The sequence below is a fragment of the Streptomyces sp. NBC_00104 genome (assembly GCF_045160825.1).
GTDB lineage: Bacteria > Actinomycetota > Actinomycetes > Streptomycetales > Streptomycetaceae > Streptomyces.
In genome coordinates this window covers 4,634,516-4,659,979 of sequence record NZ_CP108215.1, presented here as the reverse complement: position 1 = coordinate 4,659,979, position 25,464 = coordinate 4,634,516, and the positions used below count along the sequence as shown (strand labels likewise).

The window sequence follows — 25,464 nt, the reverse complement described above, 5'->3', positions numbered from 1 at the left end:
GCCCACTAACTCTTGCGGTGGCCGATCAACCGCGGCTTGGAGTTGAGGCCGTCCAGGCCGTGCCACGCCAGGTTGACCAGGTGGGCGGCCACCTCCGCCTTCTTCGGGCGGCGGACGTCCAGCCACCACTGACCCGTCAGGGCGACCATGCCGACGAGGGCCTGGGCGTACAGGGGGGCCAGCTTGGGGTCGAAGCCCCGGCTCTTGAACTCGCGGCCGAGGATGTCCTCCACCTGGGTGGCGATGTCGGAGATCAGGGACGCGAAGGACCCCGTGGACTGGGGGATGGGGGAGTCCCTGACCAGGATGCGGAAGCCGTCCGTGTGATCCTCGATGAAGTCGAGGAGCGCGAAGGCGGCCTGTTCGAGCAGTTCGCGGGGGTGGCCCGCCGTCAGGGAGCTGGTGACCATGTCCAGCAGACGGCTCATCTCGCGGTCCACCACCACCGCGTACAGGCCCTCCTTGCCGCCGAAGTGCTCGTACACCACCGGCTTGGACACCCCGGCCTTCGCCGCGATCTCCTCCACCGACGTGGCCTCGAAGCCCTTGGCGGCGAAGAGGGCTCGGCCGACCTCCAGCAACTGCGCCCGGCGCTCGGCGCCCGTCATCCGGGTGCGGCGGACACGCCGCGGCTTGTCGTTGCTCGGGGTGCTGCTGGAGTCGGTCGCCACGGCGTCAATCATGCCGCCTCGGCGGGCGCCTTCCGCTGCCGGGAGCCGTCCTCACCCGTGTTACGCCTGGAATCGATACGCGAGCGTGACGGCCAGCGGACGTCGGACGCCCAGCCGAACACTTCGAACCAGCGGATGAGCCGGGCGGAGGAGTCCAGCTGACCGCGCTCCACACCGTGCCGGGCGGAGGTGGGGTCGGCGTGGTGGAGGTTGTGCCAGGACTCGCCGCAGGAGAGGACCGCCAGCCACCACACGTTGCCCGAGCGGTCGCGGGACTTGAAGGGGCGCTTGCCGACCGCGTGGCAGATCGAGTTGATCGACCAGGTCACGTGGTGCAGCAGCGCCACCCTGACGAGCGAGCCCCAGAAGAACGCCGTGAACGCGCCCCACCAGGACATCGTCACCAGGCCGCCGATCAGGGGCGGCAGGGCGAGGGAGAGGCCCGTCCAGAGGATGAACTGGCGGGAGATCGCGCGGAGCGCCGGGTCCTTGATCAGGTCGGGCGCGTACTTCTCCTGCGAGGTCTGCTCCTCGTCGAACATCCATCCGATGTGGGCCCACCACAGGCCCTTCATCAGCGCGGGGAGCGTCTCGCCGAAGCGCCATGGCGAGTGCGGGTCGCCCTCGGCGTCGGAGAACTTGTGGTGCTTGCGGTGGTCGGCCACCCAGCGGACCAGCGGGCCCTCGACGGCCATCGAGCCGGCGATCGCCAACGCGATCTTCAGCGGACGCTTGGCCTTGAACGAACCGTGGGTGAAGTGCCGGTGGTAGCCGATCGTGATGCCGTGGCAGCCCAGGTAGTAGAAGAACACCAGCAGGCCGAGGTCCAGCCAGCTCACGCCCCAGCCCCAGGCCAGCGGCACCGCCGCGAGAAGCGCGAGGAACGGGACGGTGATGAACAGGAGCAGCGTGATCTGCTCGATCGAACGCTTCTGCTCGCCTCCCAGCGTGGCCGACGGAGCGGGGGAGTCGGTCACTGCGGAGCCGGGGGAATCGGTCGCGTTCGAGGCGTCTTCGATCACATCGGACCTTGAGCTCATGGGGCGTCCCCTGTGGGGTTGAGGTGGTGAGAGGGGGAGGTGCCTGCGGCAACAGCGTGCGGGGGTCACCTGTCGGCACTCCCTACGGTTCCGTAACCTACGGCATCGTAAGTATGGCAGTGCGGTGCCGGGCGGCAAGAGCCCGCCGGTCTGCGCGTCCAGGTGTAGCGGGTGGACTTGGTGGACAGGTGGCACTCAGTGCCGCAAAAGTGGCACCTGTCACCGGGGGCGCCCAGGTGGACGCCTATCCTGGACTCGTTCGGACAGCGCGGTCCGCTCTGAATCCTGCCCGGACGCCAGGGCCCGCACAGGGGCCGCTGCCGCCGGGCCCCCACCGGGTTCCCCTCCAGACGAGCTTCAACACTGCAAGGAGCCGCACCTGTGAGCAGTGCCGACGACCAGACCACGACGGTCAGCAGCGAGCTGCGCGCCGACATCCGGCGCCTGGGCGATCTACTGGGCGAGACCCTCGTACGACAGGAGGGCCCCGAACTCCTGGAACTGGTCGAGCGCGTCCGCCGCCTGACCCGCGAGGACGGCGAAGCCGCCGCCGACCTGCTGCGCGGCACCGAACTGGAGACCGCCGCCAAGCTCGTCCGCGCCTTCTCCACCTACTTCCACCTGGCCAACGTCACCGAACAGGTGCACCGAGGCAGGGAACTCAGGGCACGCCGTGCCGCCGAGGGCGGTCTTCTCGCCCGTACGGCCGATCGCCTCAAGGACGCCGACCCCGAACACCTGCGCGAGACGGTCCGGAACCTCAACGTCCGCCCCGTCTTCACCGCCCACCCCACCGAGGCCGCACGCCGGTCGGTACTCAACAAGCTCCGGCGCATCGCCGCGCTCCTGGAAACCCCCGTCATCGAGTCCGACCGCCGCCGCTACGACACCCGACTGGCCGAGAACATCGACCTCGTCTGGCAGACCGACGAACTCCGCGTCGTCCGCCCCGAGCCCGCCGACGAGGCCCGCAACGCCATCTACTACCTCGACGAACTGCACGCCGGCGCCGTCGGCGACGTCCTGGAGGACCTCACGGCCGAACTGGAGCGCGTCGGCGTGACGCTCCCCGACGCCACCCGCCCCCTCACCTTCGGCACCTGGATCGGCGGCGACCGCGACGGCAACCCCAACGTCACCCCCCAGGTGACCTGGGACGTCCTCATCCTCCAGCACGAACACGGCATCAACGACGCCCTCGAACTCATCGACGAACTGCGCGGCTTCCTCTCCAACTCCATCCGCTACACGGGAGCCACGGAAGAGCTGCTGACGTCACTCCAGGCCGACCTGGAGGCACTGCCCGAGATCAGCCCCCGCTACAAGCGCCTCAACGCCGAGGAGCCCTACCGCCTCAAGGCCACCTGCATCCGGCAGAAGCTGGAGAACACCAAGCAGCGCCTGGCCAAGGGCATCCCGCACGAGGACGGCCGCGACTACCTCGGCACCGCCGAACTCCTCCGCGACCTCACCCTCATCCAGCGCTCGCTGCGCGAGCACCGCGGCGGCCTCTTCGCCGACGGCCGGATGGACCGCACCATCCGCACGCTGTCCGCCTTCGGCCTCCAGCTCGCCACCATGGACGTCCGCGAACACGCCGACGCTCACCACCACGCCCTCGGCCAGCTCTTCGACCGCCTCGGCGAGGAATCCTGGCGCTACGAGGACATGCCCCGCGAGTACCGCCACAAGCTCCTCGCCCGCGAGCTGCGCTCCCGGCGCCCGCTGGCCCCGACGCCCGCCCCACTCGACGCCGCCGCCGCCAAGACCCTCGGCGTCTTCGAGACCGTGAAGAAGGCGCTGGCCGTCTTCGGCCCCGAGGTCATCGAGTCCTACATCATCTCGATGTGCCAGGGCGCCGACGACGTCTTCGCCGCCACCGTCCTCGCCCGCGAGGCCGGCCTCATCGACCTGCACGCCGGCTGGGCCAAGATCGGCATCGTCCCGCTGCTGGAGACCACCGACGAGCTCAAGGCCGCCGACACCATCCTGGAGGAAATGCTCGCCGACCCCTCCTACCGGCGGCTCGTCGCCCTGCGCGGCGACGTCCAGGAGGTCATGCTCGGCTACTCCGACTCCTCCAAGTTCGGCGGCATCACCACCTCACAGTGGGAGATCCACCGCGCCCAGCGCCGCCTGCGCGACGTCGCCCACCGCTACGGCGTCCGGCTCCGGCTCTTCCACGGCCGCGGCGGCACCGTCGGCCGCGGCGGCGGCCCCTCCCACGACGCCATCCTCGCGCAGCCCTGGGGCACCCTGGAGGGCGAGATCAAGGTCACCGAACAGGGCGAGGTCATCTCCGACAAGTACCTCGTCCCCTCCCTGGCCAGGGAGAACCTGGAACTGACGGTCGCCGCCACCCTCCAGGCCTCCGCCCTGCACACCGCCCCCCGCCAGTCGGAGGACGCACTGGCCCGCTGGGACGCGGCCATGGACCGGGTGTCCGAGGCCGCCGAGGCCGCCTACCGCCGCCTGGTCGACGACCCCGACCTCCCCGCGTACTTCTTCGCCTCCACACCCGTGGACCAGCTCGCCGACCTGCACCTCGGATCCCGGCCCTCGCGCCGCCCCGACTCCGGCGCCGGACTCGACGGCCTGCGCGCCATCCCGTGGGTCTTCGGCTGGACCCAGTCACGGCAGATCGTGCCCGGCTGGTTCGGCGTCGGCTCCGGCCTGAAGGCACTGCGCGACGCGGGCCTGGACACCGTGCTCGACGAGATGCACGAGCAGTGGCACTTCTTCCGCAACTTCCTCTCCAACGTCGAGATGACGCTGGCCAAGACGGACCTGCGGATCGCCCAGCACTACGTCGACACCCTCGTCCCCGACGAGCTCAAGCACGTCTTCGCCACCATCCGGGCCGAACACGAGCTGACCGTCCGCGAGGTCCTGCGCATCACCGGCGAGGACAAGCTGCTCGACGCCACCCCCGTCCTCCAGCAGACCTTCTCCATCCGCGACGCCTACCTCGACCCGATCTCCTACCTCCAGGTCGCCCTCCTCAAGCGCCAGCGGGACGCTGCCACCGCGGGGGAGGAGGCGGATCCGCTGCTGGCGCGGGCGTTGCTGCTCACGGTCAACGGGGTGGCGGCGGGGCTGCGCAACACGGGCTGATCTCGGGTTCGCTTTCGGCTGACGGCCCGGTGGGGCTTCTCGCGCAGTTCCCCGCGCCCCTGAAAAGCAGGGGCTGCGCCCCCTGCTCCTCAGACCGCCCGCAGAACCTCGGCGAGGCCCTGACCCGGCCGTCGTCAGCCCAGGCCCGCAGGGGCCTGGGCTTTCAGGGGCGCGGGGAACTGCGCGAGAAGCCCCCACCGGACCGTCAGCCGCGAACCCGCCTCAGAGCGCCACCCACGCCGCCGTGATCAGCGCCATGCCCAGCCCGCCCAGCACCCACGCCGACCGCACCATCCGCAGACCACCGGCCACGACCACCGACGCGAGCAGCAGGGCGCCGCCGAGGGGCACCCACGCGTGCAGCAGACCCGCCGGCCCCGTCCGTACGACATCACTGCTGCCCGGCTTCACGACGACGGTGTACGTCTCACCCGTCTCCACCGCCACCGACCGCTCGATGTCGACCCGCTCCCGGGCCCGCGACCCCGTCGACACCGGCTCGTACGGCCCCCAGCAGGTCTCGCCGTCGCACCGGGACACCGTCATCGTCCCCTGCTCGCGCCCCTTGCTCAGCATCACGTGCTGGGCGCAGCCCCAGGAATCCCACACCCCGGCGATCAGGATCACCACCGCGATCACACCCATCGCCGCCAGCCGCCCGTACCGCAGCGCGGCCGACGCACCACCGCCGGCCGGGCGCGGACGACGCCGCGAACGGTGAGCGGGGGCTTTGGTGGCAGGCATGGCGGGGATCATTGGCCATGGCACGGCGGTCGGTCAACTCCCGCAGGCCAGCGCCGGGAACGAGCACATCAGGACTTATCCGGATCAGCTCAGGAGTTGTACGTCCCCTGCGCCCGCTCCAGCCCCTCGATCACCAGACACTCCACCGCGTCCGCCGCCCGGTCCACGAAGTAGCCCAACTCCTTGCGCTCCGCGGCGGAGAAGTCCTTCAACACGAAGTCCGCGACCTGCATACGGCCCGGCGGACGACCGATCCCGAACCGCACACGGTGATAGTCCGGCCCCATCACCTTCGTCATCGACTTCAGCCCGTTGTGACCGTTGTCACCCCCACCGAGCTTCAGCCGCAGCGTGCCGTAGTCGATGTCCAGCTCGTCATGGATCGCGACGATGTTCGCCACCGGCACCTTGTAGAAGTCCCGCAGCGCCGTCACCGGCCCGCCCGAGACATTCATGTACGACATCGGCTTGGCGAGGATCACCCGACGGTTCCCCGGCCCCGGAGGCCCGATCCGCCCCTCCACGACCTGCGCCTGCGCCTTACCGGCCCGCTTGAACCTCCCCCCGATCCGCTCGGCCAGCAGATCGGCCACCATGAACCCCACGTTGTGCCGGTTCGCCGCATACTCGGGCCCGGGATTACCGAGGCCGACGATGAGCCACGGAGCGCTCGGATCGGTCGTCACGTGCATGTCTCCTTGATACGCGCCAGCCGCCGCTTCCGTGAGGGAAGCGGCGGCTGACGAACCGATGACAGAGCCGAGGCTCAGGCCTCGGCGGCCTCGTCACCCTCGGCGGACTCGTCCGACGGCTCCTCCGCCTGGGCGGACAGGACCTGGAGGACGACGGCGTCCTCGTCGATCGCCAGCGTGGTGCCCTCGGGCAGCGGGATGTCCTTGGCGAGGATGGCGGCGCCGGCCTCCAGGCCCTCGATGGAGACGGTGACCGACTCGGGGATGTGCGTGGCCTCGGTCTCGACCGTCAGCGTGCTCAGCACGTGCTCCAGCAGGTAGGCACCCGGAGCCAGGTCACCCTCGGTGTGGACGTAGACCTCGACGTTGACCTTCTCGCCACGCTTCACCAGAAGCAGGTCGACGTGGTCCAGGAAGCCCTTGATCGCGTCACGCTGCACGGCCTTCGGGATCGCCAGCTGGGTCTTGCCCTCGATGTCCAGGCTGATCAGGACGTTCGGGGTACGCAGCGCGAGCTGCAGCGCGTGACCCGGCAGCGTGATGTGCAGCGGGTCGGAACCGTGGCCGTAGACCACCGCGGGAACCTTGCTGGCACGACGAATACGGCGGGCGGCACCCTTGCCGAACTCGGTACGGGTCTCGGCTGCGAGCTTGACCTCGGCCATGTTCACTCCTCGTAGTACTGGGGAAAGGTGGTCACCCGGCCAAACAATCGGCCTGCTACGAAGAGCGCGTCGATAACGGACCGCCGTACACACACGTGTACGGCCTCCCTCGCCGAGCAACTGGCACAGTTTACGCAGCGGGAAGGCCGTACACGAAATCGATCTAGACGAGAACCGTCACTGCTCGTCGAAGAGGCTCGTCACCGAACCGTCCTCGAACACCTCACGCACCGCGTTCGCGATCGTGGGCGCGATCGACAGCACCGTGATCTTGTCCACCTCCAGCTCACCCGGCGTCGGCAGGGAATCCGTGAAGATGAACTCACTGACCTTCGAGTTCTTCAGACGGTCCGCGGCCGGACCCGACAACACACCGTGCGTCGCCGTCACGATGACGTCCTCCGCACCATGGGCGAACAGGGCGTCGGCCGCGGCACAGATGGTCCCACCGGTGTCGATCATGTCGTCCACCAGGACACACACCCGGCCCTCGACCTCACCCACGACCTCGTGGACGGTCACCTGGTTCGCCACGTCCTTGTCACGCCGCTTGTGCACGATCGCCAGCGGCGCGCCCAGACGGTCGCACCAACGGTCCGCCACCCGCACCCGGCCCGCGTCCGGCGAGACCACCGTGAGCTTGTTCCGGTCCACCTTCGCGCCCACGTAGTCCGCCAGCAGCGGCAACGCGAACAGATGATCCACCGGACCGTCGAAGAAGCCCTGGATCTGGTCCGTGTGCAGATCCACGGCCAGAATCCGGTCCGCGCCCGCGGTCTTCATCAGATCCGCCACCAGACGCGCCGAGATCGGTTCACGCCCACGGTGCTTCTTGTCCTGCCGCGCGTAACCGTAGAACGGCACGATCACGGTGATCGAACGAGCCGACGCACGCTTCAACGCGTCGATCATGATCAACTGCTCCATGACCCACTTGTTGATCGGAGCCGTGTGGCTCTGGATCAGGAAGCAGTCCGCACCTCGCGCCGACTCCTCGTAGCGGACGTAGATCTCACCGTTGGCGAAGTCGAAGGCCTTGGTCGGGACCACCCCGACACCCAACTGCTGGGCGACCGCCTCGGCAAGCTCGGGGTGGGCGCGGCCGGAGAAGAACATCAACTTCTTCTCGCCGGTCGTCTTGATCCCGGTCACAGCACTGTCTCCTCAGAGGTTTCTCAGCCGGGCACGCGGAAGCCGCAGGCTCAGCTGGGGTGCGGGTGTGCACCTATCACGGTACGACGTCCTTGGCGCACCTGTTTCCGGTCAGCCTTCGCTTTCGGCCTCCCGGGAAGCCGTCTCGGCGGCCTTCGCCGCCGCGCTCCCCGGACGCTTACGAGCCACCCAACCCTCGATATTCCGTTGCTGGCCACGGGCCACGGCCAGCGAACCGGGCGGCACATCCTTCGTGATCACGGACCCGGCGGCGGTGTAAGCACCGTCCCCGACCGTGACAGGCGCCACAAACATGTTGTCCGAACCCGTCTTGCAGTGTGAGCCGACGGTCGTGTGGTGCTTGTGCTCGCCGTCGTAGTTCACGAACACACTCGCCGCGCCGATGTTCGTGTGGTCACCGATGGTGGCGTCACCGACGTAGGACAGATGCGGGACCTTCGTCCCCTCGCCGATACTCGCGTTCTTCGTCTCGACGTACGTGCCGATCTTGGACTTGAGCCCGAGCCGGGTACCGGGACGGAGATACGCGTACGGCCCCACGGTCGCCTGCGGCCCGACCTCGGCGCCGTCCGCGACGGTGTGGTCGACACGGGCGCCGGCCCCGACCCTGGTGTCCTTCAGCCGGGAGTTCGGCCCGACCTCCGCGCCCTCCGCGAGATGCGTGGCGCCGAGGAGCTGGGTGCCCGGGTGGACCAGGGAGTCCTGCTCGAACGTGACGGTGACGTCGACCCAGGTGGTGGCGGGGTCGACGACGGTCACACCGGCGAGCATGGCCTCCGTGAGCAACCGGTCGTTGAGGATCCGGCGGGCCTCGGAGAGCTGCACACGGTTGTTGATACCGGCGATCTCACGATGATCACCGGCTACGGAGGCCCCGACCCGGTGCCCGGCCTCGCGCAGGATCCCGAGGACGTCGGTGAGGTACTCCTCGCCCTGGCTGTTGTCGGTCCTGACCTTCCCGAGCGCGTCGGCGAGCAGCTGGCCGTCGAACGCGAACACCCCGGAGTTGATCTCACGGATCGCGCGCTGCGACTCGGTCGCGTCCTTGTGCTCCACGATGGCCGTCACGGCCCCGGAGGCGCCGTCACGGACGATCCGGCCGTACCCGGTGGCGTCCGGCACCTCGGCGGTCAGCACGGTCACGGCGTTGCCGTCGGCGGAGTGCGTGGCGGCGAGCTGCCGGAGCGTGGCCCCGGTGAGCAGCGGGGTGTCACCGCAGACGACGACGACGGTCCCGTCGACGACTCCCCCCAGCTCCTCCAGCCCCATCCGCACCGCGTGCCCGGTGCCGTTCTGCTCCGCCTGGACCGCCGTACGTACGCCGGGGTCGACCTCGGCGAGGTGCGCGGTGACCTTCTCGCGGGCGTGTCCCACCACGACGACCAGGTTCTCCGGGTCCAACGCGCGCGCGGCGGCGAGTACATGGCCGACCAGCGAACGGCCACAAATGCTGTGCAGAACCTTCGGTGTGGCCGACTTCATACGGGTGCCCTCACCCGCTGCGAGTACGACGACGGCTGCCGGGCGGGTTGCGCTCACGGGGATGCCCTTCGGCTGTGGATGGGTGAGGTGTGGACATCCGCAGGATACCGGGGCGTTGTGAGGGGGAAATGTGAGCGGGTCCTGACCCTGCTACGTGGGTGAGGACCCGAACTTGGTAAAGCTCCCCCGCCAGGACTCGAACCCGGACAGATGGCACCAAAAGCCACAGTGCTGCCAATTACACCACGGGGGATTGAATTCGACCAAACCGGACATCTAGTCAGGCCGTCGAGTGGCGCCTCCTACTATGCCGTACCAGGCGCCTTCCATGCGACGGTATAGATCGGCGCTCTGCCGGACGTAGATGACGAGGCAGCCGTGGTAGGTCTCGCCCGTGTTCTTCCGGATCGTGCGCGGGTTGTGCCTCTTGAGCGTGGCCCTGCTGAACGCGGACACGTCGACGCCGACGACATCGGCCCAATACCTCTCGGCGGCCTCTACGTCTGCGGACTCATGAATGCTGACTCGGAGGGTCAAGCGGTCTCGTGTTACCCCGAGGAGCGTCAGCCAGCTCAGGAAAAGCCTGATCATGTTCGGATCGCTGTTGATGAATTGCAGGACCTCGGTGCGGCGGTAGGGCTTGTCCTTGGAGCCTTCCGCCCAGTACAGGCCGACGCCCACGAGGAACAGTTCACGATCCGAGAGCTCGCCGATCGCTGCTGCCGCAGCCTGCTTGACGGTCTGGCGCGCGCGGTCCTGTTCCGCGCGCAGCCGTGTGAGCCCGGCGTTCATCCGTGCCTGCTGCTCCTCGGGTGTGCGGCGCGGCTCCGGTGTCGGCAGGTCGCGCACCCAGAGTGACACCGAGCTTTTCGAGCAGCCCAGCTCTGCCTGGATCTGGTTGTACGTCCAGCCCTGTCGCCGGAGCTCTCGCGCCTTCTCGCGGAGGTCGTCCTTCGCCCTGGGGCGCTTCGTCCATTCCGGAGGTGGTTCACCTTTGACGAGTCGCTGCAGGGTTTCGCCGTTGTGGACGCCCAGCTCCTCTCTGATCTGCCGGAGGCTGAGGCCGGCTCGCCGCAAGGCGACCGCCCGCTCGCGCAGGCCCTCGAAGTCGGCGTACTTGCCGTGTGCGTGTGCCATGGGCATAACGTCCGGGTGGAATGGTGGGTTCCGGGGTCGAACGGCAGGCGATTCAGCAGTTCGAGCGATAGTGGGCGGTTTCGCTTCTGTTCGAATGTGGCGCGTGGTGTAGGCCAGTACGGGAAACTCGCCGGAAAAGCGGGGGCGCTCGAACGTAGGCTTGGGTTATGACCACGACGGGGGAAGACCACACCGCGGCCGGGACGGGGGATGGGGCCGGGCCGTGGTGGTGGGAGCGGTGGCGGGGGTTGTTGCTCGACGGTGGGCTGGCGTTGGTGTCGGCGGTCGAGTGCGCGGTGGAGGGTGTCGAGTTCGCCCGGAACGCAGCGCTGCCGGAGGCCGTGGGGGTGGCGTTCGGGGCGCTCGCGGGTTCCGTCCTGCTGGTGCGGCGGATGTGGCCCGTCGCCGTGGTGCTCGTCTTCATCGCCGTCGCGCCCGCTCAGATGGGGTATCTGATGGGGCTGGTCGGGCTGTACACGCTGGCGGCGTCGGAGGCGCCGCGGCGGATCATCGGGGCGTTGTCGGGGATGGCGTTCGCCGGTGTGTTCATCGTGTGGTTCGTGCAGGCGACGCAGAGCGATATGCAGGGGGACGGGGCGGTCGGTGGCGGGGACGTGTTCGCGCCGTTCCTGGCGTTGACGATGGCGATCGGGCTGACCGCGCCGCCCGTGCTGCTGGGGCTGTATGTGGGGGCGCGGCGGCGCTTGATGGAGAGTCTGCGGGAGCGGGCGGATTCGCTGGAGCGGGAGCTGCAGTTGCTCGCGGAGCGGGCGGAGGAGCGGGCGGAGTGGGCTCGGGGGGAGGAGCGGACCCGGATCGCCCGGGAGATGCATGACGTCGTCGCGCACCGGGTGTCGTTGATGGTCGTGCACGCGGCCGCGTTGCAGGCCGTGGCGCGGAAGGACCCGGAGAAGGCCGTGCGGAACGCGGCGCTCGTGGGGGACATGGGGCGGCAGGCGTTGACCGAGTTGCGGGAGATGCTCGGGGTGTTGCGGTCGGGGGAGGGGTTCTCCTCGATGGCGCGGGTGGAGCCGGCGCCGGCGCCGGTGCCTCTGGCGGCGGTGGGGGTGGCGGCCGCGGCGGCGGCTTCGCGGGCCGAGGACGAGGCCGGTGAGGGGCCTTGTCTGGCTGAGCTGGAGGTGTTGGTGGGGCAGTCGGCGGCTGCGGGGATGGTCGTGGAGTTGTCGGTGGAGGGGGAGGTGCGGGTGTATGCGGCCGAGGTGGAGCAGACGGCGTACCGGGTGGTGCAGGAGGCGTTGACGAACGTGCACAAGCATGCGGCGGGGGCGAAGACGCATGTGCGGTTGGCGCATCGGGTGGCGGAGATCGCGATGCAGGTGGAGAACGGGGCGCCGCCGGAGCCGGGGGCGGCGGGGGCCGCGCGGTTGCCGAGTGGGGGGAACGGGTTGCTCGGGATGAAGGAGCGGGTGGCCGAGCTCGGGGGTGTTTTCGTGTCCGGGCCCACTGAGGCCGGGGGGTTTCGGGTGTCCGCGGTGATTCCGGCGGCGTAGGGGCGGGGCCGGACCTGTGCGCGCGGGTGCCCGGCGGCTTCGGCTGGGCGCGGGGTGGGTCTCGCTCACCGGCGCTCGCGCGGCGTCCACTGCGCCCACCCGTGCGGCACCTCGCTCAGCGGCGCTCGCGCGGCACCACTGCGCCCACCCGTGCGGCACCACCGCGCCCACCCGCGCTGCCTTGCGGCAGGACTGCGCCGGGCTCCTCCAGGAGGCCGTCGGGCCCGTTCAGGAGGCCGTCGGGCCCGTTCAGGTCGCTGTCAGGCGGGTTGGTTCGATGCCTGCGAGCAGGGTGGTGAGGGCCGTGTCGATGTTGGGGCCGAGGTACCAGTCGCCGGTGTGGTCGAGGGCGTAGGCGCGGCCCTCGGTGTCGATGGCGATGAGGGAGCGGGTGGCGGTTTCGTGGCCGAGGGGGCAGACCTCGGTGTCGAGGGCGCGGCCGAGGTCGCCGAGGGTGCGGGCCATGTGGAGGCCGTGCAGCGGGTCGAGGTGGAGGTCGGCGGGGGCGAGCTGCCGGCCGGGGCCCTGGGCGGTGAGGCGGAGGCCGCCGAATTCGGCCCAGGCCTCGACCGCGGCCGGGAAGACGGCGTGGCGGTGGCCGGCCGGCGAGGCGTGCTCGCGCAGGGTGTCGGCCCAGATCTCGGCCTGCTTTATGTCCCAGCGGCCCGGCTGCCATCCGGCGGCGCGCAGGGCGGCGTCGACGGGGACGGAGAAGCGCGTGGAGGTGCGGTCGGTGTGCATCTGCCCTTTGTTCGTCGGGGGTTCGTCGGCGGTGGTGAATTGTGGTGGGGGCGGGGGCGGGGGCGGGGAGCGGGTGGGGAGCTGGTGGGGACTTCGGCCGGGACTTCGGCGTATCAGGATGGCCCGCGTTCCCGGAACGGTTTCGGGTTTCGTGTTTTCTGTCGCGGTCTTCGGGAGACGGGTTTCTGGGCCGGGCGGTTTCCCGGGTCCCGGCTCGGTTCAGCTCGCCTGTGTCGGGTCCACGATGCGGACGCCGAAGTGGGCGCTGAGGGCCGTGCAGGAGCGGCAGGGGGTGGCGAAGGCGCCGTGGAGGGGGTCGCCGTCCTCGCGGATGTGGCGGGTGGTGAGTTTGGCCTGCTTGAGGACCTTGCGGGCTTCGCCGTTGGACATGGGTCTGCGGGCGGCGCGCCTGCTGCGCGTGGCGTCGGCGCCGGCGATGTGGCGGGAGATGAGGATGGCCTCGGCGCAGCGGCCGGTGAAGCGGTCGCGCTGTGCGGTGGCGAGGGAGTCGAGGAACTCCTGGACCAGGGGGTGCAGGGGCGGGGCCTGGTCGCCGCGGGCGGCGGTGCCGGTGAGGGTCTCGCCGCGCACGGAGAGGGCGGCGGCCACGGTCGGCAGGATGCCGTCGCGGCGGTGGAGGAGGGCGGGGACATGCGGCTGTTCCGCGCTGCTCCAGCCGATGCGGGGGTCGCCCGAAGGTCCCGCCTGCGTCGCACTCATGATCGTGGTCCCCTCCTATTGCATCCCCCGTCGGCGGACACAGAGTGCCAAACGGCGTGGCCGGTGCGGAAGCTGGGACGGTACGACACGCCCGTTCTTCGGCGTTGCGTGAGGGTGGTGTGACGGCTGGTCACGGAAGCGGAGGCCCGATGACCGGTGTCGCCGTACCGCATAGGCTGTCGACAACCGCGATCCGTTCGGTCTTGCGATCGAGGGCGGACAGAGCAGGCCATAACGGTGCCTTCTCTGCTGTCGGAGAGCAGTGCGACACAGCGACAACGCAGCCAGAACAGGTCACACAGAACGCCGCAGGGGGCTACCGCCATGACGACAGGTCGGCTCGGGCAGCAAGCCGCGCCGCCGAACGCGGCCTACGCCGGGCAGGTCGTGCAGTTTCCGGATCCGGTCCGGGCCGCGCGTCATCCGAGGGGTGTCCGTGTTGACGCGCACGGCTTTCCGGACTTCTCGCCGTACGCGCGTGCGGCGGCGGAGATCGCCGATCCTCCGGAGGGGTTCGGGGTGGACGAGCTGCGGTTGACGGACTACGTGTCCGCGAACGCGGCGCTGGCGGCGACGGGGCACGAGCTGTGGGACACGATCCCGCCGGTGGCGACGCCGCACGGCTGGACGTGGCATCACGCGCCGGGTGGCCGGCGGCTGGAGTTGGTGCCGGTCGAGGTGAAGGCGCTGTTGCGGCATCACGGTGGCATCGCGACGGCGCGCGTGGACCAGCACAAGCGGGGCACGCGGCCGTTGCAGGAGACCCGGCCGGCGCACTTCGGGCTGCCGAAGTCGTCGGCGGTGGCGGTGACCGAGACGCAGGTGCAGGGGGTCGAGGAGGACCTCGGGTACCGGCTGCCGGGCGCGTACCGGTCGTTCCTGAAGGCGGCGGGCGGTTGTGCTCCGGTGGGGGCGGCGCTCGACGCGGAGTTGGGGCTGCTGGTGGACCAGCCGTTCTTCACGGTGCGGGACGAGGCCGCGGTCAACGACCTGGTGTACGTCAACAAGTGTCTGCGGGACCATCTCACCAAGGACTACCTGGCGGTCTCGTTCGCGCAGGGCGGGATTCTCGCGGTGAAGGTGAAGGGTGACCGGATCGGGTCGGTCTGGTTCTGCGCGTACGACGATGCCCGTGACGTCGATCCGTCGTGGTCGCCCGCCGAGCGGGTGGAGCGGTTGCTGCTCCCCGCCGGTGAGGACTTCGACGCGTTCCTGTCCCGGCTGGCGGGCAATCCGCCGGAATTGGAGACGGTGGCCAACCTGATGGTGGACGGTGGCTTCGCGACGGCTGTGCCGGTCGCCGCGGGCGCCGCCGCGTCTTCGGTGGGGGAGTGAGTTTTCGATGGTGACGTTCGCTCAGGCGCAGGAGCGCGCCGAGGAGTGGATCAACGGCGACCTGCCGGGCTATCAGCACCGTGAGGTGCGGGTGCGGGAGTTCGAGCTGGGGTTCGTGGTGTGGGCCGAGGACCGGACGGACGGCCCGCGTTCCGACGGTGGCGCGCAGCGGCTGGTCATCGCCCGGGACAGCGGGGAGGCCACGCTGTGGCCGTCGTTGCCGGTGGGTGAGGTGATCCGCCGCTTCGAGGAGGAGTACGGCCGTGCGGAGGGGGCTCCGGCCGCGCCGGCGCCTCCGGCGCGGGTGGACCTGAACCAGACGTCGTTCCTGTTGACTCCGCCTGAGTGGTTGCAGGACGCGGCGGACAGGATGGGGATTCCGGACCACCGCTCGGGTGCCGGTGCCGGTGCCGGTGCCGGTGCCGGTGCCGGTTCTGGTTCTGGTTCTGGTTCCGGGGTGTCCGACGGTGCCGGGTCCCGGCCGGTCGCCGCCGACACGGGCGGTTCCGGCTCCGTGGGCGCCAACGGCGTGTCCGGGGTCGGCGGTTCGATGCCCGAGACGCTGGCGGGGCCGGGGGGAACGTCGCCGTCGGACGGCCGTGGGGTGCCCGCCGCGCCGGCCGACGCCACGCCGTGGCCGGCCGCCGCGTCGGTGGACGACGAGGTGCGGGACGCGGTGCCGCCGAGGGACATCGAGCCGCAGGACGCGGTGCCCGCGGGGGCGACCCCGTGGGCCGGGACGGACACCAACGCCGAGGCCGAGGACGACCGTTCGGTGCCGCTGCCGGAGACGGTGTTCGCGCCGCAGCTGTCCGAGGTGGGCGACGCGGACGACACCCCGCCGCCCAGCGCGCTGCCGGACGCCAAGACCGCGCTGATCTCCGGCGGCAGCCGGCTTCCGCGTACGGCGGTGTCGCCGGCCGTGGGCGGCCCCGGCCCCGACGCGGGCATGCCGGGCGCCCCTTCGCAGCCGCACCAGCAACCGCCGTCGGGTCCGGGCACTCCGCCGCCGGGTGCGCAGTCCTACGGCTATCCGCAGGGACCCGGTGGCCCGCAGGGGCCGGGGACCCCGCCGCCCGGTGCGCCGTCGTACGGCTATCCGCAGGGGGCCGGTGGTCCGCAGGGTCCGGGCACTGGGCCGGGCCGGCCGCTGGCGCCCCACGCCGGTGACATCGCCGACGCCGCCACGAGCAAGGCCGCGCCGCCTCCGCGCCGGGGCGGTGGGCCCGGTGCGCCGCCGCCTCCGGCTCCGCCCGGCGCCCCGGGGACACCGGGCGCCCGTCCGGGTGGCACGCCCGCGCCGCAGTCCGGGCCCGGTGCTCCGGGCACCCCGGCGGGCGGGTACGTGCCGACCCAGCTGGTCTCCTCCCTCGGCCCGGACGGGCCGGAGGGCCTCGGCGCTCCGGGTCGGCCCGGTGCTCCCGGTGCCCCCGGTGCTCCTGGTGCCCCCGGTGCTCCTGGCGTGCCGCATCCGCCCGGGAGCACACCTCCGGGTGGCATGCACCACGCGGCGACGATGCTGGCCGGGCCGGCGGTGGGCGGTCCGGGCGCGCCGCAGCCGCCGGGACCTCCTGGGGCTCCTGGGCAGCCGGGTGGTCCCGGTGCTCCCGGTGCGCCGCAGCCGCCCGGGGGTACGCCCGCCGGTGGTGTGCACCATGCGGCGACGATGCTGGCCGGGCCTGCCGTGGGCGGCCCTGTCGCGCCCGGTGCGCCCGGTGCTCCGGGTCAGCCGCCGGCCGCTCCCGGTCCCGTGCACCACGCCGAGACGATGCTGGCCGGGCCGCCGCCCGGTGGTCCCGGTGCGCCCGGGGCCCCGCAGCCGCCCGGGCCGCCCGGGATGCCGTCGGGGGCTCACCAGGGGATGCCCGGACAGTCGATGCCCGGACATCCGGGTCAGTCCGGGCCGGTTCCCGGGCCGCCGGGGCAGCCGATGGGCGCTCCGCCCGCGTACGGCTATCCGCAGCAGCCCACCGGGCAGCCGACCGTCGGCCCCGGCTACCAGGCCGTCCTGCGGTTCCGGGCGCCGGACGGATCCGAGCAGCAGGTGATCCGGCGTTCGGCGCCGGGCACGCCGCACCCGGAGTGGCAGATCTTCCACGAGCTGCGCGGGCTGAACATCCCCCCGGAGGCGGTCCTCGAACTCCACACGGAGCTGGAGTCGTGCGAGCTGCCGGGGGCGTACTGCGCGCGGATGATCCGTGAGCAGTGGCCGAACGCGCGCATCACGTCCATCGCCCCGTACGGCAAGGACCATGCGAGCCGGCAGCAGGGCATGGCCCAGCTCATCGCGCACCAGGGGGAGTTGCACCAGGTCGCGGACGGTCCGGCACGGCTCGCGCCGGTGCGGGCGCCGTTGCCGCCGGTGCAGCCGGCGCCGCCGATCCCGCCGGAGGCGATCGGGCAGGAGCTGGCGGCGGCGTTCGGGCCGGGGGTGTTCCGGTTCGACCAGCAGGCGGTGTCGCGGCAGGGTGTTCCGCCGATCGTGGCGCACACGCTGGTCGTGGCCGGGCTGCCGGTGGACATGGGGCCGTTCTTCTGGGCGCAGGCCCAGCCTGGCCGTCCGGTGCCGACGCTGGCGGAGCTGGCGCAGGAGCGGGGTGTGCAGCCGGCGGCGGACGCGGGCTCGTACCTGGTGATGGGCAGCGACTTCGGCAAGGCGCTGTGTGTGCAGTACGGCACGGCGAACATCGTGGCGGTGCCGGTGGAGGCGGGGCCGGGCGGTGCGCCCGTACCGCCGCAGTTCGTGAACACCGGTCTGCCGGAGTTCGCGCGCTGCCTCGCCCTTCTCGGCCGGATGTGGCGGCTGCGGTTCGGCCTCAACCAGGAGCAGGCGGGCCGCTGGACCGTCGACTTCCAGGCACAGCTCGCCGCCCTCGACCCGGCGGCGCTCGCCTCGCCGGAGAGCTGGTGGTCGGTGCTGCTGGAGCAGATGTGGGACGGACTGCTGTGATCCGTCGCGGCTGACGGCCGCCGCACCGCACGCACGTCGCAAGGGCCCGGCCCGGTCTCGTACGACCGGGCCGGGCCCTTCCGTGTGCCCGCGCCGTACGTCCGCTCCGTACGTCCGCTCCGTGTGCCCGTTCCCTACGCCCGCTCCTTACGCCCGATCCGTGTGCCCGTTCCCTCTGCTCGCCCACGCTCCCGTGACCTCCTACGGAGTGTCGCGTTATGAACACTTCTGCCCGATACATCAAGATGTGCGCGCAATCATCATTGCGTGTGCGTCCGGCGGAGAGGGCCCAGCATGAGCAGCGCACCGACGGCACCCCATGGCTTCGAGTTCGACCTCGTGCGGCGCGGCTACCGCCCGGAGCAGGTCGACGCCCACGCGGTGGACCTCTCGCGGGACCGGGACGCGGCGTGGGAGCGGGCGGCCCGGCTGACCGTGCTGGCCCGGGAGATGGGCACGGAACTCGACCGGCTGCGCGAGACGGTGGCCGGGCTGACCCCGCAGACGTACGAGGCGCTCGGCGGGCGCGCCAGGGAACTGTACGAACTCGGCGTCGAGGAGGCCACGGCCGTCCGCGAGGGCGGGCGCCACGACGCCCGGCGGATGGTCGCCGAGGCGGAGGAGGCGGGGCTGCTGCTGCGGGGGGCCGCGCAGGCGTACGCCGACGAGGTGCGCGGGGAGGCCGAGGAGCGGGCCCGGCACCTGTTGCTGGCCGCCCAGGCCGAGGCCGACGATCTGCGCAAAGAGGCCCGGCGCGGGGTGAAGGAGGGGCGGGGCGAGGCGTTGGCCGCGCTGCGGGAGATGCGGGAGCGGACCGAGGGGATGCTCGCGGAACTCGAGAAGGAGTACGGCGAGCGGGTGGCCGCCATCGAGCGGGAGGTCGCCGAACGGGAGGCCGCGTTCGATGCCGGGCAGGCCGAACGGGTCGCGCGTGCGGAGGCCGCCCTCGCCGAGGCCGAGCAGGGGCTCGCGGACGCGGAGGCCGACGCGGCGCGGATGCAGGAGGAGGCGGAGGAGCGTGCCGCCGAGTCGTTGACGGAGGCTCGGCGGCGGGAGGAGTGGGTGGCTCGGGAGACCGAGAGGGTGTTGCGGGAGCACGGGGAGAGGTGGGACGACGTCCGGGCGCATATGGACTGCATCCGGGACAGTCTGTCGGCGCTGACCGACTAGGGCGCGATGCCGGGTCGGTCCCCCCTTCTCCTCGGCCCCCTTCTCCTCGGCCCTCTTCTCCTCGGCCCTCTTCTCCTCAGCCCCTTCTCCTCAGTCCCCCCTTCTCGTCGCGCCCGCCAGGATCCAGCCCTCCACCGCCTCGTACTGCTTGCGCTGTTCGTCCGCCGTGGCGCGGCCGGAGAGGACCGTGCCGAGCCAGCCGAAGGCGAAGCCCAGGGGGATGGAGACGAGGCCGGTTGTGGTGAAGGGGAACCAGTTGAAGTCGGCGCGGGGGAAGGCGGAGCCCGGGGAGCCGGAGACGAGGTTGGTGCCGGTCATGAGGACGAGGACGGAGAGGGTGCCGCCGATGAGGGTGTACATGAGGCCCGTACGGGTGTAGCGGCGCCAGAAGAGGCCGTAGACGAGGGCGGGGGCGAGGGCGGAGGCGCCGAGGCAGAAGGAGAGGGTGACCAGGGGCTGGAGGTTGCGGTGCTGGACCATCGTGGCGAGGACGATCGCGGTGATGCCGACGGCGCACGCCGACAGCCTGGCGATCGTCATCTCGCGGCGGGGGGTGAGGGGCTGGGTGGCGCGGGCCGCGAAGACGTCGTGGGCGAGGGAGTTGGCGCAGGCGAGGATCATGCCGGCCACGGAGGCGAGGAGGGTCAGGAAGACCGCCGTCGTGACCGTGGTGAAGAGCAGCGTCTCCGCCGTGGACACGTCCGTGCCGAACGCCGCCATCGAGCCCAGCAGATAGGCCGTGTTGCCCTGCGGGTCGGCCGCCGCGATCACCTCGCGGCCGATCAGGGCCGTCGCGCCGAAGCCGATCACCGAGATGATCAGGACGAAGAGGGCGACCGAGGGGACCGCCCAGGACAGTGAGCGGCGGACCTGACGGGCGTTGTTCGCCGTGTACATGCGCATGGTGACGTGGGGGAGGCAGGCGCCGCCGAGGACGACTGTCAACTGGGCGCTGATCATGTCGAGTTCGGGGTGCGGGCCGCCCGAGAACTGGAGCCCCGAGTGGAGGTAGCCGGTGCCGATGCCGCTCTTGTCGGCCGCCGCGCCGAGCAGCAGGCCGGGGTTCCAGTCGAACTTGTGCAGGATCAGTACGGCGACCAGGGCGCCCGAACCGAGCAGCATCACGATCTTGAGGATCTGGATGAGGGCGGTGCCCTTCATGCCGCCGATCGCCGCGTAGCCGATCATCAGCGCGCCGACGATCACCACGACACCGGTCTTCAGGCTGTCGCTGGAGAAACCGAGGACGAACGCCAACAGGTCGCCTGTGCCCGCCAGTTGGACGAGCATCATCGGCATCAGCGCGGCGATCGTGACGACGCAGGCGATGATGCGGACGGACCGGCCGGGCATCCGCCGCGCCAGCGCGTCGCCCATCGTGAACCGGCCCGCGTTGCGCAGGGGTTCGGCCAGCAGGAACATCAGCAGCATCAGGGACAGGGCCGTGCTGAGGGCGAGGACCACGCCGTCGTAGCCGAAGAGGGCGATCACTCCGCCGGTGCCCAGCACGGTCGCCGCCGAGATGTAGTCGCCCGCGATGGCGAGGCCGTTGCGCATGGGGGAGAGCGAGCTGTAGCCGGTGTAGAACTCGTCGAGGTCGTCCCGGTCCGGGCCCGTCATCACGCACAGCAGCAGGGTGATCGTGGCGACCGCCGTGAACCCGACGAGCGACATGGCCTGGGCCGACCCGCTGAACTCGGCGAGGCCGCCCACGGCTGTCGTCGAGGGGGCGGTGGGCGACGGCGAGGAGGGGGCGGAGGCCGTGAAGGAGAGGACGGGTGTCATCGCGTGGCCCTCCGCCCCGCGTCCTGCCGTGCGTCCCGCCTCGCGTCCACCGCCGCCAGGTCGCGCATCCGGTCGGCCAGCGGGTCGACGCGGTGGCGCGCGGTGTGCTCGTACAGCCAGATGGCCAGGCACGTCACCGGTACCTGGAGCAGACCGAGCAGCAGGCCCGTGGACAGTCCGCCGCTGACCTCGCTCGTCATGAACGACGGGGCGAACGCCGACAGCAGGAGGAACAGCACGAAGTAACCGAGCGCCGTCAGTGTCGCCACCCGCCGCTGCCAGCGGTACGCGCTCCGCAGCACCCGCAGATCGCTGTGGTGGCCGAGGGCGGAGTGGCGGGGGCCGCGAGAGGGCTGATCCCGGGCCGGGTCCGGGGCCGGGTCCTGGTCCTGGGGCATCCAGGGGTAGGTGTCGTACGAGGGGGACGAGGTGTGCGGTGGGTACGAGCGAGCTGAACTGTGCGGTGGGTGCGGGGGTGACGAGAACGGGTCGGTCATCCCTTTGTCTCCTTGCGCGGCTCGGGTCCGGTGCGGACCGCAGGGAGGGGGGCGGGCGTGAACGCTACCCGTGGGTGCGGCGGTGCGCGAGGGTTTCGGCAAACTGATCGGTCGGTATGCGCTTACCCGGCGGATCCGGCGCTGACCTCGGGTGTTACCCGGATTAACTCAGGTTTTTGAACGAGGGTCAGGAGGGGTCTGTGCGCATGCTGTGCGCAGAGTGTGAGATGCGCCTCACGGATCGCCACTTGGTCAACAAAAAGACACTGGTTACCCTCCCTTCGACCAACGAATAACCAAAAAATAAAAAGCGGGGGGAAGAGTGCGACCACACAGTCGCAGTCGAGCCATGCGCGGGGCGACGACCATCGCCGCCGCGGTGCTCGTGCTGGCCGGTGGCCTACAAGCCACGCCGGTGCGGGCGGCGGACACGGATACGGATACGGGGAGTTCCGGCCTTACGGCCGACGACGGGGCACGGGGCAAGGACTTCTGGGAGGACGACGAGTTGCCGGCCGCCACGGCCGAGGCTCGGGCCTCCGAGCGGGCCGTCGCGTCCAAGAAGCCCGTCGAGGTCGACGAGTTGACGTCGTCGACCAGCAGGGTCGTCGCCCATCCCGACGGCACGTTCACCGCCGAGACGGCGACGTCGCCCGAACGCGTCCGCAAGGACGGCGCGTGGACGGACGTCGACACCACGCTCGTCACCCGGCCGGACGGCGGCCTCGCGCCGCGCGCGGCCGAGGACATCCGGTTCTCCGGCGGCGGCACCGACGAGCCGCTGGCCCGGATGGTGACGGCCGGCAAGAAGTACGCGGTGTCGTCCCCTTGGGCGCTGCCGAAGCCGGAGGTCGACGGTTCGTCGGCCGTGTACCGGTCGGTGCTCCCCGACGTGGACCTCGCCGTGCAGGCCCACCCGGACGGGTTCACGTACCACCTGGTGGTCCACAGTCGCGAGGCCGCCGCCAACCCGGCCCTGGAGAAGGTGAGTTTCCCGGTCGAGGCCGAGGGACTCTCCGTGCGCACGGACGACTCCGGCGCGGCCTCGTTCGTGGACGACTCGGGGTACGCGGTCGTCTCCAGCGGCTCGGCGCTGATGTGGGACGCGGGCAGGGCAACGGGCACGGCCACGGATGCCGGCACGGCCGCCGCGAAGGCCCCGGCGAAGACCTCGGCGGCCTCCGCGAAGAAGGCCGGGCCGAGCACGGCCTCCGCCTCTTCCGCCTCTTCCGCCTCCTCCGCCTCCTCCTCCGCCTCTTCTGCCGAGGCCGTCGCCGAGACCCTGAGCGCCGACGCCGAGTCCCGTACGGCCGTCATGGACACGGCGGTCACCGACGACACCCTGACCGTCGTCCCGGACCAGGGCTTCCTCGCCGACGAGGCCACCACGTACCCGGTGGTCCTCGACCCGCCCGCGGTCAAGGCGACGCTCACCGGGTGGACGGCGCTGTGGTCCAACTCGCCCGGCACCAGCTTCTGGAAGACGAAGCACGCGCTCGGCGTGGGCTACGACGCGTTCGTCGACAACAAGAAGTCGCGGTCGCTGTTCCAGTTCGACACCCGCAGGGTGGCCGGCAAGAAGATCCTCAACGCCACCTTCACGCCGTACGCGATCTGGTCGGCGAACTGTGTGAAGCAGAACGTCGACCTGTACCGCACGAGCTCGATCTCCTCGTCCACCACCTGGAACTCGCAGTCCACGTCGCTGAAGTGGTACACGAAGGTGGACACGGTCTCGGCCGCGAAGGGGCACTCCTCCGAGTGCCCGGACGGTGACATCGAGTTCGACGCCACGGCGGCCGTCGCGCACACCGCGAAGGCCAAGGACACACTGACCACGCTCGGCCTGCGGGCCGACGAGGGCGACCCGATCGCGTGGAAGCAGTTCATGTCGCCGCTGGACCCGGAGGCCACGTCCGCGCGCAAGCCCCGGCTGTCGATCACGTACGTCACCCCGCCGGACAGCAAGCCGTCGTCGGTGAAGATGTCCGACCCGAAGGTCTCCTGCTCGGCGTCCTCGGCGCCCGCGCAGATCCGGGACGCCACGCCCCGGCTGACCGCGACGCCGACGTCGAGCGACGCCTCCAACGCCTCGCTGCGACCCCACTTCGAGCTGTACAAGGGCACCGCCACCACGGCGACCTCGCTGAAGCCGTCCACCTGGACGGACAGCGGCACGGCCGGAACCTCCGTCACGGCGACCCTGGAGGAGAACGCCGCGTACAGGTTCCGGGCGCGCACCGAGTACAAGTACACCTGGCAGGGGGCCACCCACTCGCTGTACGGACCGTGGTCGGGCTACTGCTACTTCAAGGTGGACTCCAAGGGCCCGCTGCTGCCGAAGGTCTCCTCGACCGTCTACAAGGAGTGCGCGGGCACCAGCTGTGACCCCGCCGACCCGGAGCAGGGCAGCGTCGGTATGACCGCCGGCTTCAAGGTCGAGGGCGGCGCCGGCGACGTACGCCGCTACGACTGGTGGCTCAACGGCGCGAAGCTCGGCAGCAAGACCTTCACCGCCAACACGCCCGCCTACGAGATCGAGGCCGCGCCCGACAAGCGGCTGACCAACACCCTGCGGGTGCAGACGTACGACGGGGCGGGCAACGCCAGTCCCCACGCCGACTACCAGTTCCGGGTGGCCAAGGGCTCCGACCCGGTGGCGAGCTGGAAGTTCGACGAGGGCAGCGGTACGACCGCCGCGGACTCCTCCGGCAAGAACCGGCCGCTGACGCTGGCCGCCACGACCTGGACCGACAAGGCGCGGCTCGGTGGCGGTCTGCGCACCGACGGCGCCACCAGCTCGGCCTCCACCGCCACCTCGGTGCTGGACACCACCAACAGCTTCACCGTCTCCGCGTGGGCGAGGCTGACCTCGAAGGACCACGTCGCCACCGTGGCCACCCAGAGCGGCACCAGCGGCGGCGCCTTCCAGCTGTACTACTCGGAGTCGTTCGACCGTTGGATCTTCAACCGGTACGGGACCGACGTCGACTCGCCGACGATCGTCCGCGCGCTGTCCAAGAAGCCGCCGGTCGCGGGTGCGTGGACGCATCTGATGGGTGTGTACGACCACAACAGGAAACAGATCCGGCTGTACGTCAACGGACAGCTCCAGGCGGCCACGGAGTTCACCACACCGTGGGCGGCCAAGGGCACCTTCGAGGTCGGCCGGATGAAGTCGCTGGGGAAGTACTCGTCCTGGTTCGAGGGGGAGATCGACCAGGTCCAGGTGTGGAACCGGGTGGTCTTCGACAACGAACTGGAAGCGATCGTCAACGCCGAGAACCCGGCCACCGGCCACAACGAGGCAGCCCTGCTCGCCAGTTGGGCGTTCAACGTGCCCGTCGGCCACACCGCCCTGGACGGCTCCGGCAGGGGCAACGTGCTCCGGCTGGACACGGGCGCGTCCTTCGCCGCGACCGACGACCCGGCCCACGGCGACGTGCTGGAACTCGACGCCGCGAAGCTGGGCCGGGCCACCTCGGCGGTGGAGCTGGACGAGTCCGGCAGCTACAGCCTGGCGGGCTGGGTCAACCTGGACGTGTCGAGGCTGGAGAACACCACCTTGCCGCACTCGGCGACCGTCTTCTCGCACCCGGGCGCCGAACGGAACTCCTTCCGCCTCTGGTACCGGCAGGAGGCCGGCCAGACCGTCGGTGACTGGAACTTCGGGCGCTACGAGACGGACGTCCTCAACGGACCGGCCGCCGGGGTCGTCTCCGACGAGGTCAACTCACCCGGCGGCTGGGTGCATGTCGTCGCCGTCTTCGACTCGGTGAACAGCTCCATCAAGCTGTATGTCTCGGGGCAGCGGCAGGGCGACGAGGACGGTGTCCTCAGCGACGACGCCTACCAGCCCACCGGACCCCTGATGGTCGGCGGTTCACGCCGCCACGACACCGGCGAATGGGGCAACCCGCTGGCCGGCCAGCTTGACGACCTGCGCGTCTACGCGGGCGTGCTCTCCGACGCGGAGATCACGCAGCTGGCGACGGTGGACGAGCCGCCGGTGCCGATCGAGTAGCCGCGCACCCTGC

General features: G+C 70.9%; 18 protein-coding genes and 1 tRNA gene. 6 read left to right on the top strand and 13 right to left on the bottom strand.

The features are described 5' to 3' along the window. Positions 1-5: 5 nt before the first annotated feature. Together OG272_RS20290 and OG272_RS20285 are read right to left on the bottom strand one after the other, a co-directional pair. Positions 6-683: a TetR/AcrR family transcriptional regulator gene (locus OG272_RS20290; protein ID WP_326582246.1), complete on the bottom strand. Its 678-nt coding sequence runs from the start codon at positions 681-683 to the stop codon at positions 6-8. Further along, positions 680-1,711 (bottom strand): fatty acid desaturase, encoded by a 1,032-nt coding sequence (locus OG272_RS20285; RefSeq protein WP_326582247.1) that lies wholly within the window; start codon positions 1,709-1,711, stop codon positions 680-682. The genes OG272_RS20290 and OG272_RS20285 overlap by 4 nt, the downstream gene beginning before the upstream one ends. Before the next feature lie 381 nt (positions 1,712-2,092). On the opposite strand from OG272_RS20285, the gene ppc reads away from it, so the two are divergent. Further along, positions 2,093-4,825 carry a phosphoenolpyruvate carboxylase gene (gene ppc / locus OG272_RS20280; RefSeq protein WP_326582248.1) on the top strand — a complete coding sequence of 911 codons (2,733 nt, stop codon included), beginning with the start codon at positions 2,093-2,095 and terminating at the stop codon, positions 4,823-4,825. A gap of 222 nt (positions 4,826-5,047) precedes the next feature. On the opposite strand, the gene OG272_RS20275 is transcribed toward ppc, so the two are convergent. The 7 genes from OG272_RS20275 to OG272_RS20245 form a co-directional block, all read right to left on the bottom strand. After that, positions 5,048-5,581 carry a hypothetical protein gene (locus OG272_RS20275; RefSeq protein ID WP_405894312.1) on the bottom strand — a complete coding sequence of 178 codons (534 nt, stop codon included), beginning with the start codon at positions 5,579-5,581 and terminating at the stop codon, positions 5,048-5,050. Positions 5,582-5,658: 77 nt separating this feature from the next. Next, positions 5,659-6,261 (bottom strand): aminoacyl-tRNA hydrolase, encoded by a 603-nt coding sequence (gene pth, locus OG272_RS20270; protein WP_405894311.1) that lies wholly within the window; start codon positions 6,259-6,261, stop codon positions 5,659-5,661. A gap of 74 nt (positions 6,262-6,335) precedes the next feature. Next, positions 6,336-6,926, bottom strand: a complete 591-nt coding sequence (locus OG272_RS20265) for a 50S ribosomal protein L25/general stress protein Ctc (protein WP_326582251.1) — start codon at positions 6,924-6,926, stop codon at positions 6,336-6,338. A gap of 177 nt (positions 6,927-7,103) precedes the next feature. Beyond that, positions 7,104-8,078: a ribose-phosphate diphosphokinase gene (locus OG272_RS20260; RefSeq protein WP_326582252.1), complete on the bottom strand. Its 975-nt coding sequence runs from the start codon at positions 8,076-8,078 to the stop codon at positions 7,104-7,106. Positions 8,079-8,189: 111 nt separating this feature from the next. Beyond that, on the bottom strand, positions 8,190-9,638 hold the full coding sequence (glmU, locus tag OG272_RS20255; RefSeq protein WP_328223257.1) for a bifunctional UDP-N-acetylglucosamine diphosphorylase/glucosamine-1-phosphate N-acetyltransferase GlmU: 1,449 nt from the start codon (positions 9,636-9,638) through the stop codon (positions 8,190-8,192). Positions 9,639-9,762: 124 nt separating this feature from the next. Then, positions 9,763-9,834: transfer RNA gene (locus tag OG272_RS20250), tRNA-Gln, on the bottom strand. A gap of 23 nt (positions 9,835-9,857) precedes the next feature. Then, the gene (locus tag OG272_RS20245) at positions 9,858-10,718 is read right to left on the bottom strand and encodes a hypothetical protein (protein ID WP_405894310.1); all 861 of its coding nucleotides are present in this window, start codon (positions 10,716-10,718) and stop codon (positions 9,858-9,860) included. A 167-nt stretch (positions 10,719-10,885) separates the two neighbouring features. On the opposite strand from OG272_RS20245, the gene OG272_RS20240 reads away from it, so the two are divergent. Then, positions 10,886-12,229, top strand: a complete 1,344-nt coding sequence (locus tag OG272_RS20240; RefSeq protein ID WP_405894308.1) for a sensor histidine kinase — start codon at positions 10,886-10,888, stop codon at positions 12,227-12,229. 249 nt (positions 12,230-12,478) lie between these two features. Here the strand turns inward: OG272_RS20240 and OG272_RS20235 are convergent, their stop codons facing one another. Beyond that, entirely contained in the window at positions 12,479-12,970 is a 492-nt protein-coding gene (locus tag OG272_RS20235) for an SUKH-3 domain-containing protein (protein ID WP_326582256.1), read from the bottom strand. A 219-nt stretch (positions 12,971-13,189) separates the two neighbouring features. Then, entirely contained in the window at positions 13,190-13,690 is a 501-nt protein-coding gene (locus tag OG272_RS20230) for a YwqJ-related putative deaminase (protein WP_326582257.1), read from the bottom strand. Between the two features lie 324 nt (positions 13,691-14,014). Between OG272_RS20230 and OG272_RS20225 the strand changes: the two genes are divergently transcribed. The 3 genes from OG272_RS20225 (at position 14,015) to OG272_RS20215 (ending at position 19,145) form a co-directional block, all read left to right on the top strand. Beyond that, on the top strand, positions 14,015-15,025 hold the full coding sequence (locus tag OG272_RS20225) for an SMI1/KNR4 family protein (protein WP_326582258.1): 1,011 nt from the start codon (positions 14,015-14,017) through the stop codon (positions 15,023-15,025). Positions 15,026-15,032: 7 nt separating this feature from the next. Continuing rightward, entirely contained in the window at positions 15,033-17,975 is a 2,943-nt protein-coding gene (locus tag OG272_RS20220; protein ID WP_405894305.1) for an SUKH-4 family immunity protein, read from the top strand. A 294-nt stretch (positions 17,976-18,269) separates the two neighbouring features. Next, the gene (locus tag OG272_RS20215) at positions 18,270-19,145 is read left to right on the top strand and encodes a cellulose-binding protein (RefSeq protein WP_327729356.1); all 876 of its coding nucleotides are present in this window, start codon (positions 18,270-18,272) and stop codon (positions 19,143-19,145) included. Positions 19,146-19,235: 90 nt separating this feature from the next. Here OG272_RS20215 and OG272_RS20210 read toward each other — a convergent pair whose 3' ends face one another. Both OG272_RS20210 and OG272_RS20205 read right to left on the bottom strand, forming a co-directional pair. Continuing rightward, positions 19,236-20,819 carry a cation acetate symporter gene (locus tag OG272_RS20210; RefSeq protein WP_405896043.1) on the bottom strand — a complete coding sequence of 528 codons (1,584 nt, stop codon included), beginning with the start codon at positions 20,817-20,819 and terminating at the stop codon, positions 19,236-19,238. A 107-nt stretch (positions 20,820-20,926) separates the two neighbouring features. Then, the gene (locus OG272_RS20205; RefSeq protein WP_328223253.1) at positions 20,927-21,427 is read right to left on the bottom strand and encodes a DUF485 domain-containing protein; all 501 of its coding nucleotides are present in this window, start codon (positions 21,425-21,427) and stop codon (positions 20,927-20,929) included. A gap of 349 nt (positions 21,428-21,776) precedes the next feature. Between OG272_RS20205 and OG272_RS20200 the strand changes: the two genes are divergently transcribed. After that, on the top strand, positions 21,777-25,451 hold the full coding sequence (locus OG272_RS20200) for a LamG-like jellyroll fold domain-containing protein (protein WP_405894302.1): 3,675 nt from the start codon (positions 21,777-21,779) through the stop codon (positions 25,449-25,451). Positions 25,452-25,464: the final 13 nt, after the last annotated feature.

Coding starts and splice junctions, on each gene's coding strand:
- OG272_RS20205 (WP_328223253.1), bottom strand. CDS start 21,427: ATGACCGACCCGTTCTCGTCACCCCCGCACCCACCGCACAGTTCAGCT.
- OG272_RS20230 (WP_326582257.1), bottom strand. CDS start 13,690: ATGAGTGCGACGCAGGCGGGACCTTCGGGCGACCCCCGCATCGGCTGG.
- OG272_RS20285 (WP_326582247.1), bottom strand. CDS start 1,711: ATGAGCTCAAGGTCCGATGTGATCGAAGACGCCTCGAACGCGACCGAT.
- OG272_RS20290 (WP_326582246.1), bottom strand. CDS start 683: ATGATTGACGCCGTGGCGACCGACTCCAGCAGCACCCCGAGCAACGAC.
- OG272_RS20225 (WP_326582258.1), top strand. CDS start 14,015: ATGACGACAGGTCGGCTCGGGCAGCAAGCCGCGCCGCCGAACGCGGCC.
- pth (WP_405894311.1), bottom strand. CDS start 6,261: ATGCACGTGACGACCGATCCGAGCGCTCCGTGGCTCATCGTCGGCCTC.
- OG272_RS20200 (WP_405894302.1), top strand. CDS start 21,777: ATGCGCGGGGCGACGACCATCGCCGCCGCGGTGCTCGTGCTGGCCGGT.
- OG272_RS20275 (WP_405894312.1), bottom strand. CDS start 5,581: ATGATCCCCGCCATGCCTGCCACCAAAGCCCCCGCTCACCGTTCGCGG.
- OG272_RS20235 (WP_326582256.1), bottom strand. CDS start 12,970: ATGCACACCGACCGCACCTCCACGCGCTTCTCCGTCCCCGTCGACGCC.
- OG272_RS20265 (WP_326582251.1), bottom strand. CDS start 6,926: ATGGCCGAGGTCAAGCTCGCAGCCGAGACCCGTACCGAGTTCGGCAAG.
- OG272_RS20210 (WP_405896043.1), bottom strand. CDS start 20,819: ATGTCGCTCGTCGGGTTCACGGCGGTCGCCACGATCACCCTGCTGCTG.
- OG272_RS20240 (WP_405894308.1), top strand. CDS start 10,886: ATGACCACGACGGGGGAAGACCACACCGCGGCCGGGACGGGGGATGGG.
- OG272_RS20245 (WP_405894310.1), bottom strand. CDS start 10,718: ATGGCACACGCACACGGCAAGTACGCCGACTTCGAGGGCCTGCGCGAG.
- OG272_RS20215 (WP_327729356.1), top strand. CDS start 18,270: ATGAGCAGCGCACCGACGGCACCCCATGGCTTCGAGTTCGACCTCGTG.
- OG272_RS20220 (WP_405894305.1), top strand. CDS start 15,033: ATGGTGACGTTCGCTCAGGCGCAGGAGCGCGCCGAGGAGTGGATCAAC.